We start from the raw sequence: 12,498 nt of genomic DNA on the forward strand, positions 1-12,498 counted from the left end.
TCTGCTTTACTCAATTGAATACACTCCCTTACGTCGCGGCTTCAAGCCACTCGTGACGCTAACTTGTTGTTGACGATCGATAAAAATTGCTTCGACTCCTGGTAATTGCTCGATGGTCGCCATACCAACTTGACTACCTTGAAAATAACAAACAGTTGCTAAAACTTCAGCTAACTCTGACTGTGCGGTAATAATACTGACTTGAGCCAGTTTATTTTCAACTGGGTAGCCCGTCTGTGGATCTAAAATATGATGGTACACATGCTGACCAACTTTAAAATACCGTTCAAAAATTCCAGATGTGACTACCGTTCTAGCCGGCATTTGAACTTGTAGTAATGGTTGTCCGCGTGACGCCGTTGGGTTCTGAATACCAATCTCCCAGCGCTGGTCCGCAGTAAACGGCTGCGAACCCAATAACTTCACGTTACCACCTAAGTTAACGATTGCCTGCGTGACCCCCGCTTGCTGTAATTGCAACACAATTTGATCCGCAAAGTAGCCTTTAGCAATGGCGCCTAAGTCTAACACCATGCCTGGTTGTTGCAAATAAACAGTCTGTCGAACAGAATCTAACTTAACTTGATTAGGATCCATCAAGGCTAGGCACGCCTGAATACGCGTTGAACTAGGCACTTGCTGCCCGCCAAATCCAATCCGCCATAACTTGACTAACGGTCCAATCAACACGTTAAAACTAGCCGGATATTGGCGTGTATAGGCTAGTGCCGCCTCAATTAATTGAAACCCCGGAGCACTGATTGCAACCGGCTGCTGACCGGCTTGTCGATTAATTGCACTTAATTCCGAATCTGGCCGATTCATCGAAAAGACTTGGTCCATCCGTTGCAAATAGTCATAAACAGCTTCAACAACCGGTTGATTCCGTTCAAATAACGTAATTGAGATAACCGTGCCCATTAACGTAAACTGGGAAACGTATTTTTTATGTGCCTGATGCGATTCCGTCAATGGTCACAGCTCCTTTTTTATTTAGCTTAACTTCAAATCTGTTAACGTTGGCCGTAACCGGTCCAAGGCAATCTGCCCAGGAGCTGAGGCGGCACCAACTGTCGCAAAGGATAAACAAGAACCAAAGACTTCTCCCGCTAGGCGTGATACTTTACCAAGATCACCCATGGACATGGTAATCACTGGTTGAGTCAGACTTTGATGCGCTTCGTTAGTCGCTGCTAGTAAGGTTAACACATCATTTGATGTTTGTGGCATGACCGCCATCTTCGCAATGTCTGCGCCAAAAGCCACCATACTGGTCAGCCGTTCCACAATATCAGCTTGCGCTGGCGTCTTGTCAAAATCGTGATTACTCATAATAACGACAACCTTTTGCGCATGTGCTTGGTCAACTAATTGTTTCACATCAGCTTCATCATGATACCGTTCAATATCTAGCGCATCCGTAAAATGACCCGCTAATACCGTCGCATTAACTTTGAAGTAAGCGACATCGCTTAACGCCAATTCGCCACCTTCGCCTTGCGTTCTAAACGTGGTTAACAGGGCTAAATCGCCTAACGCCTGACGTAACTGTTGACCCATTTGTGTTAATTGGTCTGGTTGCGTAACACCTTCATAAAAATCAATGCGCCATTCAACTAAATCTGGCTGGGCCGCTTTAATCGCTGGCACGGCCGCAAGAATTTCAGCCGTGGTTTTACCCGTAATTGGGACCGCAATTTTAGGCCGGCCAGCACCTAAGGTTAAGTGCCGTAATTTAACGATTTTTTGCATGATTGAGACTGGCTCCTTTCTGAGTGGGTTTGCCAAATAAATGATAATAACGAATCGTTATTAAGACCGCTAAGATAAAACCAATCAGCGCAATAATAACATCAAACAAAAAGATATTAGCTAAACTATCAGCCATCATTCCAGTAACTAGCGGAATTGTAAAGGAAGCAATTGAACCAGCCGTATAAAAGGCTCCGGTAATTGTTCCCTTACCTTGTGGGAAGAAGGTCGACATAACCGTTAATCCTAATTGCATGACCCCACCGGCAGCTGAGAAACCAATGACAAATGACATAATTGAACACATCATCGCCGTTGGGAATAAGTACATCAATAAAAGGGATAAAAATGACATTAACGTATAAATACCTAAAAATTGAATTTCTTTCACGGCGCGTTTGGCCAAAGCCGCGGTTACTAAGACACACACAATTGAGCCGATACTATAGTAACTAATTAATGCCCGTGACCCAGTGTCACCCATGCCAGCAACATGCGTCCCATACTGACTTAACCATTGGCTAACAAGATAAAAAGTGGCTTGTGAGACATAACCATAGAGGATAAACAAGGTGCCATCAAACCATAAACTACCTTTAGGTTTAGCAGCTGTTTCAGCTTTAGTGGCAGTAGTCGTCGCGGTACTAGCCTGATTGGCAACTGGAAATTTTCCAGAAACTAATAAGAAAATCAAGTTAATGACTAAGACAACGATACACAGAATAAATGACCAACCATACCAATACTTACCAGCAACTAAAAAGCTAACCAATAAGGGTAATCCAAATTGTCCAACTGAGATGAATGCTTTAATAATGACATTTGCGGTTCCTTTAGCATTCGGAAACATCTCCATTAAAGCGGGATAAGTCCCAGAATCTAAGAACGAGTTAGCGATCCCTGCTAGAATCCCAAAAATATATGCGATTGAGATTGACGGACTCATTAAGATCCCCACAAAGAACAGCAAATAGGTAATGACCCCTAAAACAACGAATGGCTTACGACCAAATTTATCTGATAAAAATCCTGAAACCAATAAGACAATTAAGCGACCAATTCCTAATGAAGAAATGACGACCGCGACACCGCCCGTATTGGTATGCCACTGTCCAGCCAATGAATCCATGTTTTGGGCTAAAATAATGACCCCAATCCCATGAATAAAGTAGTTTAGGTATAGGCTAATTGCGGTTGGCATATACTTATTTTTCATAATATCCTCCTAAGCGCAACTTTTACTTATGGTCAACAGCATCTTCATCAAATAAAATATGGCGAATATAATCAACTGGCATTTCTTTACCCGTCCATAATTTAAAGGCTGCGGCGCCTTGTTCAAGCATCATACCTAAACCGTTAAAGACATGTTCAACCCCAGCTGCTTGGGCAACTTTCATGAGTTTAGTTGTCCGTGGCGCATAAACTGTATCAAAGACAATCAAGTCCTTACGCAACCAACTTGGATCATCAATTAGTGTCTTATCTTCCAAAGGCTTCATCCCAACCCCAGTTGAATCGGTATAAATATCAGAACTTTGAATTTCTTGTTTGAAATCAGCCCGATTTTCAAGTTCATGTAAGGTTGCTTTGCAATCGGTCCGTTCATTAATTAACTTAACATTACGTTCTGCATTTTCCCAAGAAGCATCATGCATATTAAAGATCGACATTTCTTTAACACCATCTAAAGCTGCTTGAACAGCAATTGCGGTACCAGCACCACCGGCCCCAGCTAAAGTCATCTTTTGACCACGAATATCAATACCTTCATCTGCCAAAGACTTCATAAAACCAATGCCATCAGTTGTATATCCAGTTAACACGCCATTATCATTGACAACTGTATTAACTGCCCCAACCATTTCAGCGGCAGGATCTAATTTATCTAACAATGGAATAACTTTTTGTTTATTAGGCATTGAAATATTAGACCCACGCATATCTAAAGTTCTAATTGATTGAATCGCACTTGGTAACGTCTCATTTGTCACTTCAAATGCTAAGTAAGCATAATTCAAGCCTAGTTTAGCAAAAGCATTGTTATGCATCGTTGGTGACATTGAATGTCTAATTGGATAAGCCATCAAGCCGATTAATAATGTATGTCCGTCAATTCGTTCTGTCATAATAATTCACTCCTAAATATAATTTATAATATTTTGTTACTCAATTCACTTGTCATCTTAGCAGATTGATCTATTATATTAAATAGGGCTACATTAATAAATCAATAGAAATAATCTATGATTGAAAGGGGTACCATTTTCATGAATTTACGTCACTTAATTTTTTTCAAAGAATTAGCACGAACACAACATATGTCGCAAGCGGCTGACAGCCTTGGTATCTCGCAACCCTCGCTAAGCTATGCCATTAAAAAGTTAGAAAAAGAATTAGGCGTGCCACTTTTTGAACCTGATGGTCGTAATATTAAGCTAACTCCGATTGGCGAGGTCTATCTAAAATACATCACTGCCAGCTTAAATGATTTATCACAAGGCAATGAATTGGTTCACCAATTGATGAATCCAGACACTGGTCATGTTAATTTGGGCTTTACTTACACCCTAGGTCAACAACTCGTCCCAGAGCTACTCACTAACTTTCAAGCCGATTCTCAAAATAAAGCCATTAACTTTGAACTTGGTCAAAATAACTCCAACGAATTATTACAAGACCTAGCCACTGAAAAATACGATTTAATTTTGGCTTCTAATATCGAAAAATTTGGTGAACAAGTCGCTGATAACCTATTTGATTTTATACCACTAGTGCAACAAGAAATTGTGGCTGCCATTCCTAGTCAGCATCCTTTAGCAATAAAAGAGACCTTACAGGTCGCCGATTTAGCTCCTTATCCAATGATTCTTTTCTCTAAGAATAGTGGGCTCCGACCCTTAATCGATCAAATCTTAGCACAGGCTAAAGTAACCCCTAAGGTTGCTTATGAAGTCGAAGAAGACCATACGATGGCTGGCTTTGTTCAACACAATTTAGGTGTCGCCTTGATGCCTTATTTACCATTGCTCAATCAAACCAATGTTCATTTAAAGCACCTTAAGGATCAGCCTTTACAACACCAAATATATTTAATTGTAAAACAAAATCACTTTATCACGCCCTCTGTTCATCGTTTTCAAGAATTTATTCGTAGCTATTGCTGGCAACATTATACGAATCAAGATCGCTTAATTTAGGACCTAACGTAGAGAATTGGTCAAAAAAACAGCTGCTACAAGAATTCAAATTCTTGTAGCGGCTGTTTGGGGACGATATAAACTTAAAACGATGAGACTGCAGATAACCCCAACAATCGCAATCCCAACATCAAACCACATAATATTTCGAATACTGACGCGCGAAATCCAAGCAGTAAACACTGGAATCGTAAATGAAGCTAACCCACTAGCCGTATAGTAAATACCGGTAATGCGGCCCTTAGCCCGTGGGAAGACATCACTCATAATAGTTAGTCCCAATTGCATCACGCCACCAGCTGCTGAACAACCAATGATAAACGAACAAATCAGGGCAACACTCATCGTTGGTACCAAAGTTAAAACAACTAGCGCCAATAGCGAGATTAAAGTATTAACTAGCATTAGCCACACAGCCTTAATTACTCGTTCAACTAAAATAGCAGTCACAATTACGCCAAGGATCGAGCCAATACTATAGATACTAACCAACATCCGCGCATGCACCAGATTAAGCTTAACCACTTCGCTACCATATTTAGTTAACCATTGACTCACCAAGTAAAAAGTCGCCATCGAGACATAGCCAAAAACAGTTAAAACAATCCCTAATATTAACTGTCGTGGCTTTAGCCTGTTTGATTTTGGCACCACTTTTGTCACAGCCGTTTTAGTCGCAACTGTGGATAGTTCTGGGAATTGACGAGGACGTAAAAAAATAAAATTAACCACTAGCAAGCCAACGCATAGTAAAAATGACCATCCATACCATAAAGTTAAATGATCCAGCCCTGCCACAATGATTGGTAATAATAACTCACCAATCGATGCAAACGCCTTGATCATTATATTGGCAGTCGCTTGTCGCTTCGGATATAGTTCCATTAATGCCGGATAAGTGCCCGAATCTAAAAAGGAATTTGCCATCCCCGCTAAAATGCCAAAACCATACGCCACTAGAATATTCTTCGATAGGATAATGCCAATAAAAAACAGCGTATACGTTAAAACACCAATTTGCACAAAGAACTTGCGCCCAATGCGATCTGAAAAAGTGCCGGCAATATACAACACTAGCAAGCGGCCAATACCTAACGATGAAATAACCAATGAAACGCCGGCATCATCAACGTGCCACTGCTGCCCTAGAACAGTCATGTTCTGAGCTAAAATAACAATGGCCATCCCATGGACAAGATAGTTGAGGTATAAGCAAATCGTCGTTCGAGTCCGTTCTATCTGAGTCATCCGTCTTCACCTGTGCTTTGCTTAAATTTGAATTGAGTAACAAAGCACTTTGCTCACCTGTTAACACAATCATTAAAAGGTAAAAACCTGGGTTTGTCAAGGCAACCTGCTGCCAAAATAAAATAGTACTAGCTTTCAACGACCCCCAGCCGTCTTCACAACTGGCTGAGCCCGGTAACTAGTACTACTTCAATCGCTATAATTAATCTAAGTCGACCTGAGCACGTTCATCATCAGTTTTAGCCTTTTTCTTCGTCAAACCATTATTTTCAATAACACTTTGATACCAAAAAAAGGACTGTTTCCGATAACGCTTTAGCGTGCCTTGACCCTCATCATCTAAATCAACATAGATGAAACCATACCGTTTACTCATCTCACCCGTTGAAGCGCTGACTAAGTCAATACAGCCCCAAGGCGTATAGCCCATCAAGTCAACACCATCGGCAATCGCCCCGGCCATGGCCTGAATATGTTGCTTCAGATAATCAATTCGATACTGATCATCCACGTAAAAATCCTTATCCGGCTTATCAATTGCGCCCAGACCATTTTCAACGACAAACAGTGGTTTTTGATAACGATCATAAAGTTCATTTAAAGCAATTCGTAACCCGGTTGGATCAATTTGCCAACCCCAATCACTGGCTTTCAAGAACGGATTCTTGACACCACCCATTAAGTTACCCGCAACGGTAGCCGTGTTTGGATCCGTCGTTTCAACGGCCATTGACATGTAGTAACTAAAGCCAACATAGTCAACTGGATATTGCTTCAATAACGCTAATTCACCATCCGTCGTTGCTAAATCTTCAAATTTCAAGCCATATTGCCCCAATAGGCGCTTCGTATAGGCTGGGTACTCACCACGAACTTGCACATCACCACAGAAAAAGTTAAAGTCTTGGCTTTGTTGCAGGTTAGCTAGCTGATTTTTAGGATTAGCATCATAACTGTAGCTCGTCGCATATAAAATCATACAACCGACTTTGAGCTCTTTTTTCAGATTATGGGCAATTTTAACCGCTTTGGCACTGGCGACAAACTGATTATGCCAAGCTTGGAAGACGTTCTTTTTATCATCGGCGCCACTTGATGGCACCATGCCTTGACCCATCACTGGAAAATGGGCGGCACTATTAATCTCGTTAAAGGTCATCCAATACTTCACCTTATCTGCATAGCGTGTTAACACTGTCCGAGCAAAGGTTTCATAAAATTCGATCAAGTAGTGATTCTTCCAACCACCGTATTTTTTCGCTAAGTTTAAAGGCAATTCATAATGTGAAATGGTGACCACTGGTTCAATCTGATGCGCTAAACATTCATCAATCACCGCATCATAAAAGGCTAAGCCGGCTTCATTCGGTTGCGTTTCATCCCCATCCGGGAAGATGCGTGACCAAGCAATCGAAAACCGATAGCATTTAAATCCCATCTCCGCAAATAAGGCAATATCTTCCTTATAGTGATGATAAAAATCAATCCCTAAATGATTGGGATACGTATATTTAGCTTCATCAATCGTCCAATCAAAATCTGGTTGTGAAACAATTTTAAACCGATTCTTGCCACCTGGTAACGCATCCGCAATGGATAACCCCCGGCCGCCTTCTGCATAGCCACCTTCTAGTTGATTAGCAGCGGTAGCGCCACCCCATAAGAAACCTTCTGGAAATTCTGACATTTGCTTTGCACCCTTTCCGACTTATGCTTTAGAACTAAATGTTAGCCCTTACATTCAGTATACGAACTTTGTAGTTGAATTTCAAACGATTTTGAAAGCGATTACTCTAATTTGGCACCATTAGTCGCAATTACTTTTTGATACCAGTCAAAGGATGCTTTACGACTACGCTTTAACGTTCCTTGCCCAGCGTCATCTTGATCGACATAAATGAACCCATATCGTTTAGACATTTCAGAAGTTGACGCACTGATTAAATCAATCGGTCCCCACATCGTATAGCCCATCAAATTAACACCATCTTTAATCGCTTCTTGCATTTGCTGAATATGTTGCCGTAAATAATCAATTCGATAGTCATCATGAATTTTGCCATCCGCTGCGGGTTTATCCAAAGCACCGAGCCCATTTTCAACAATGAATAACGGTACCTGGTACCGATCCCAAAACTCATTCAATGTGACGCGTAACCCAATCGGATCGATTTGCCAGCCCCAATCGCTAGTTTCTAAATACGGATTCTTCCCGCCCATATTTAAGTTACCACTTGCTTTTTCGACATGATCACTGGCGGAAGTCACCGACGACATATAGTAACTAAAACCAAGATAGTCAACTTTCCCAGCCTGTAACAGCGCTTCGTCTTCCGGTTCCATTTGTAACGTGACACCATTCTCGACAAAATAACGATTCATATATGTTGGATATTCCCCACGCACTTGGACATCCGTAAAAAATAAATTTAGCTGGTCTTGAAGTTGAGCAGCCCGAACATCTACCGGATTAGGCGTGTTTGCATAAGTTTGCATCCGCGCTAACATGCAACCAATTTTAGCAGCTGGATCAATCTCATGACACTGTTGGACCGCAATAGCGCTAGCGACAAACTCATGGTGTAATGCTTGATAACGTAACTGCATTTGCCCCGCAGTATCTAAATCACTATCCACCGCACCAGTTCCCATAAATCCCCACGTTGAGGCATTAATTTCGTTAAACGTCATCCAATACTTCACAACACCTTGATACCGGTTAAAAAGAACTTTGGTATAGCGTGTAAAATCCGCAATCGTTTGACGACTCGCCCAACCATTATTGGTGACTGTCAAGTTAAGTGGCATTTCATAATGCGAAATTGTGACTACCGGTTCAATATTATACTTGTGACATTCAGCAAAAACTGCATCATAAAATCTCAACCCGGCTTCGTTTGGTTCGGTTTCATCACCCTGAGGGAAAATACGTGACCATGCAATCGATAATCGAAACGCTTTAAACCCCATTTCCGCAAATAGTTTTATATCTTCGCGATAATGATGATAAAAATCGATGCCCCGTCGTTTCGGATATAACGTATCAGTCGCATCAGCCATCGCCGTTTGAATACTGGTTGCCGTTACCGCATTCATTTGATCAATATTTTGACGATTCTCAGCTTTTTTAACGACTTCGGCCGTCGTTAAACCTTTACCGTCCACGTTCCAGGCGCCTTCAATTTGGTTAGCGGCTGTTGCACCACCCCATAAGAACCCCTTTGGAAAGCCAGTTGGAATTGTTTTTGAATACATTTTTAACCATCCTTTCACTCATTAACGACTAGTCTAAACACAATAATGGTTCAGTGACTTTGATTGTTTTTTGTTGTTCATTGATTAAGTCAACGTGATGATAATTTTTTGAATTAGTGACAACGATTGGGGTCGTAACCGAGAATCCAGCCGCTTGAATCGCTTGAATATCAAACTTGACTAGTGGTTGTCCCGCCTTAACAGTATCGCCTTGGCTAACTAAAGTTTCGAACCCTTGTCCGTCCAATTCAACCGTATCCATACCAATATGCATAAGGAGTTCAGCGCCCGCCGTCGTATTCAACCCGACAGCATGTCCAGTTGGAAAAACCAAGGCAATTGTCCCATCAGCCGGGGCTACTAAGAGGCCTTCGGTTGGTTCAATCGCAATTCCTTGCCCCATCGCACCTGATGAAAAGACTTCATCTTTAATGGCACTCAACGGCAGGATCTGTCCTGTAACCGGACTATTAAGTTGTGTCACAGCGTTATAGGTCACAGCTGGTTTTAGCGCCGTAGCCGTAGTACCGGTGACCGCTTCCACGTTCACTCCCGCCATAACTGGTTCTGGGGTAGCCGTCGATGGCGCTTTAGCAGCTGAATCGCCAGCGTCAACGCTTTGCCGCCCAAATAACATTTGCAAGGCAAAACCTAGGACCGCTGCAACACCCATTGCAATGATTAAGCCATAAACAGCTCCATTAATGCCACTTTTAGCATTAATCGTAGCTGGAATACTGAAAATACCCATGCCACCCATCATCCACAATTTAGTACCGGCAAGACCAATAATTCCACCACCAACAGCAGAGGCAATACAGCTTAAAATAAAGGGCCGTTTCCGTGGCAAGGTTAACCCATAAATAGCTGGCTCGGTAACACCGAAAATTCCAGAAATGAAGGCTGGAAAAGCAATTCCACGTGTTTTTTGATTCTTAGTTTGTAGCAAGATTCCTAAAACCACGCCCGTTTGAGCGAAAGAGGCTGCCAATGATAAGACGACAATTGGATCATAACCTTTAGAAGCCAAGTTAGCCATCGCCACCGCAACAAATCCCCAATGAACCCCAAAGATGACGAAGACTTGCCAGAAAGCCCCAACGATGACACCAGCTAATACTGGGCTAATGTCATAAAGCGCCACACAGGCCGTTGAAAGCCCATCACTGAGCCAAGTGGCAATGGGACCGATAATTAAAAAGGTCACTGGAACTGCTACTAATAACGTAATAAATGGTACCAAGAAGGTCTTAACCACTGTTGGAATGACTTTTTTAGCCAATTTTTGAACTTTAGCAGCGAACCAAACGGCTAAAACAATCGGAATAACGGATGACGTATAACTCATCATAACAACTGGAATTCCTAAAAAAGTAGCATGAATAGAAGATTCAAAGAAAGTCCCACTAAATAATGTCGTTAAAACTGTCTTACTGCCGTTTAAGGCCACAATATCGGGATAGCAAAGTGCCATGCCAATTGCCATGCCGACGTACTTATCGAGATGGAATTTGCTAGCTGCGGACATCCCCAACACAACTGGTAAGAAGTAAAAGAACCCGTCCCCAATCGCATATAAAATTCGATAGGTCCCAGAATTGGCTGATAACCAGCCAAACGCTAAGAACATCGCATCAAAACCTTTAATCATCCCAGCTGCGCACAAAACACCCAAAATAGGACTAAAAATACCAGAAATCAAGTCAATGAACCGATCAAAAATACTCATATTGGCGTCATCAGCATCATCGTCTGGCACGGTCCCGCCATCTGCGAAACCGCCGACTTTGATTAACGTTTCGTACACATCAGCGACCTCATTACCAATAACTACCTGATATTGCCCACCTGATTGCACCACCGTAATGACACCATCGGTATCCTTTAAAACAGCTGTTTTTGCAATACTTTCATCCTTTAACTTGAACCGTAACCGCGTTGTGCAGTGCACCACACTGTTAACATTATCCTTACCGCCAACTCCGGCGATAATCTTTTTACTTAATTCTTCATAAGCCATCTTGTTTCCTCCTAAAAATATTCGACTTGGATAAACAAAAACCCAAACGTCCTTGCTTAAAGGCCCCACCATTAGTCCCCTCATGGTGATGATGCTTAAGCAAAGATATTTGGGTTCATGCCTGCTTGACCAGTAACACACCTACTTAATCTTCGGTTATTCAGTTTTCTGTCGATGCGTTACCCGCCAGATATGTAACGTTAAATAGACTTGGTCATCTGGTGATAACGTCCAATTTGTCTTACTCTGTAAAAAATCATCAATCCGCTCGACTGTTTGATACGCCTTGGGATATTTAACCATCATTAGCTGGAGCAATGATTGATCTAAATCACTGCCCGTTGAAAGTGTGTGACTAGCACGTTGAACCATTAATGATCGTAAATGCGCCACAAACCGATTATAATTGAATGACTCAGAATCAAGTGTAATACCATATTGATACTGAACAATGTCGATAATCCCACTAATGAGTTTCGTAATTTTAATGGTTTCCTGTAACTTAGAACCATCCGAAGCCGCATTGACAAAGTGATACGTCATAAATACGACTTCACTCTTAGGTAATGCCACCTGCGCACAATCTTTAATTAGTGCGACCGCTTGTTGTGCCGCTTGATACTCCTTATTAAAGAGCCGCTGGACCTCCCACCGAACAGTACCATTATCAACATCAATACCATCATTAGCACGTTTAATCGCAAAATCAATGTGATCTGCTAAAACGAAATACTGGTAATCGCTAAAACTCAATCCTAAAATTGGTTCAACCAAATGAATCACCTTAGCTGTAATCGATAGTGCTTGCGGCCGCAAGTCCTTAAAACTATCCACATCTAAGTTGCCCGTCATGGTAGCAATAAATCGTCGATCAATTTTAGTTTCATCAATCAGGTCATCATGATGTTTACCAAAACCCACGCCATTACCAATGACTACCCATTCAACACCATCTGCATCCTCGACCAGGGCCGCATTATTATTAAAGTTTCTGATGAATTTCATATCTGCGCCTCCCGGATT

At 41.8% G+C, this 12,498-nt stretch carries 10 protein-coding genes; 1 reads left to right on the plus strand and 9 read right to left on the minus strand.

Annotated elements, in window-relative coordinates; translation table 11 throughout:
• Positions 1-6: 6 nt before the first annotated feature.
• The 4 genes from C5Z25_RS06515 to C5Z25_RS06530 all read right to left on the minus strand — a co-directional run bounded on the left by C5Z25_RS06515 (position 7) and on the right by C5Z25_RS06530 (position 3,881).
• On the minus strand, positions 7-921 hold the full coding sequence (locus C5Z25_RS06515) for an FAD:protein FMN transferase (RefSeq protein ID WP_105452855.1): 915 nt from the start codon (positions 919-921) through the stop codon (positions 7-9).
• Positions 922-993: 72 nt separating this feature from the next.
• A complete protein-coding gene (gene aroD, locus C5Z25_RS06520) occupies positions 994-1,752 on the minus strand; it encodes a type I 3-dehydroquinate dehydratase (RefSeq protein ID WP_105451899.1) in 759 nt (252 codons plus the stop codon).
• Positions 1,736-2,968, minus strand: coding sequence for an MFS transporter (locus C5Z25_RS06525; RefSeq protein WP_105451900.1), 1,233 nt, complete (start codon positions 2,966-2,968; stop codon positions 1,736-1,738). Before C5Z25_RS06525 ends, aroD begins: the two co-directional genes overlap by 17 nt.
• Before the next feature lie 22 nt (positions 2,969-2,990).
• Positions 2,991-3,881, minus strand: coding sequence for a shikimate dehydrogenase (locus C5Z25_RS06530; RefSeq protein WP_105449404.1), 891 nt, complete (start codon positions 3,879-3,881; stop codon positions 2,991-2,993).
• A 141-nt stretch (positions 3,882-4,022) separates the two neighbouring features.
• Here C5Z25_RS06530 and C5Z25_RS06535 point away from each other — a divergent pair, with 141 nt between their 5' ends.
• A complete protein-coding gene (locus tag C5Z25_RS06535) occupies positions 4,023-4,952 on the plus strand; it encodes a LysR family transcriptional regulator (RefSeq protein WP_105451901.1) in 930 nt (309 codons plus the stop codon).
• A 45-nt stretch (positions 4,953-4,997) separates the two neighbouring features.
• Here the strand turns inward: C5Z25_RS06535 and C5Z25_RS06540 are convergent, their stop codons facing one another.
• The 5 genes from C5Z25_RS06540 to C5Z25_RS06560 form a co-directional block, all read right to left on the minus strand.
• Positions 4,998-6,200, minus strand: coding sequence for an MFS transporter (locus C5Z25_RS06540; protein ID WP_105451902.1), 1,203 nt, complete (start codon positions 6,198-6,200; stop codon positions 4,998-5,000).
• 202 nt (positions 6,201-6,402) lie between these two features.
• Positions 6,403-7,887, minus strand: coding sequence for a glycoside hydrolase family 1 protein (locus tag C5Z25_RS06545; protein ID WP_105451903.1), 1,485 nt, complete (start codon positions 7,885-7,887; stop codon positions 6,403-6,405).
• Positions 7,888-7,988: 101 nt separating this feature from the next.
• Positions 7,989-9,455: a glycoside hydrolase family 1 protein gene (locus C5Z25_RS06550; protein ID WP_105451904.1), complete on the minus strand. Its 1,467-nt coding sequence runs from the start codon at positions 9,453-9,455 to the stop codon at positions 7,989-7,991.
• 28 nt (positions 9,456-9,483) lie between these two features.
• Positions 9,484-11,475, minus strand: a complete 1,992-nt coding sequence (locus tag C5Z25_RS06555) for a beta-glucoside-specific PTS transporter subunit IIABC (RefSeq protein ID WP_105451905.1) — start codon at positions 11,473-11,475, stop codon at positions 9,484-9,486.
• Between the two features lie 156 nt (positions 11,476-11,631).
• Entirely contained in the window at positions 11,632-12,480 is an 849-nt protein-coding gene (locus C5Z25_RS06560) for a PRD domain-containing protein (RefSeq protein WP_105451906.1), read from the minus strand.
• Positions 12,481-12,498: the final 18 nt, after the last annotated feature.

Source organism: Lactobacillus sp. CBA3605 (assembly GCF_002970915.1).
Lineage (GTDB): Bacteria > Bacillota > Bacilli > Lactobacillales > Lactobacillaceae > Lactiplantibacillus.

What these genes read in the sequence shown, in the direction of transcription:
- C5Z25_RS06530 (WP_105449404.1), bottom strand. Translation starts at nt 3,881, where the DNA reads ATGACAGAACGAATTGACGGACATACATTATTAATCGGCTTGATGGCT.
- C5Z25_RS06555 (WP_105451905.1), bottom strand. Translation starts at nt 11,475, where the DNA reads ATGGCTTATGAAGAATTAAGTAAAAAGATTATCGCCGGAGTTGGCGGT.
- C5Z25_RS06515 (WP_105452855.1), bottom strand. Translation starts at nt 921, where the DNA reads ATGGGCACGGTTATCTCAATTACGTTATTTGAACGGAATCAACCGGTT.
- C5Z25_RS06525 (WP_105451900.1), bottom strand. Translation starts at nt 2,968, where the DNA reads ATGAAAAATAAGTATATGCCAACCGCAATTAGCCTATACCTAAACTAC.
- C5Z25_RS06550 (WP_105451904.1), bottom strand. Translation starts at nt 9,455, where the DNA reads ATGTATTCAAAAACAATTCCAACTGGCTTTCCAAAGGGGTTCTTATGG.
- C5Z25_RS06560 (WP_105451906.1), bottom strand. Translation starts at nt 12,480, where the DNA reads ATGAAATTCATCAGAAACTTTAATAATAATGCGGCCCTGGTCGAGGAT.
- C5Z25_RS06535 (WP_105451901.1), top strand. Translation starts at nt 4,023, where the DNA reads ATGAATTTACGTCACTTAATTTTTTTCAAAGAATTAGCACGAACACAA.
- aroD (WP_105451899.1), bottom strand. Translation starts at nt 1,752, where the DNA reads ATGCAAAAAATCGTTAAATTACGGCACTTAACCTTAGGTGCTGGCCGG.
- C5Z25_RS06545 (WP_105451903.1), bottom strand. Translation starts at nt 7,887, where the DNA reads ATGTCAGAATTTCCAGAAGGTTTCTTATGGGGTGGCGCTACCGCTGCT.
- C5Z25_RS06540 (WP_105451902.1), bottom strand. Translation starts at nt 6,200, where the DNA reads ATGACTCAGATAGAACGGACTCGAACGACGATTTGCTTATACCTCAAC.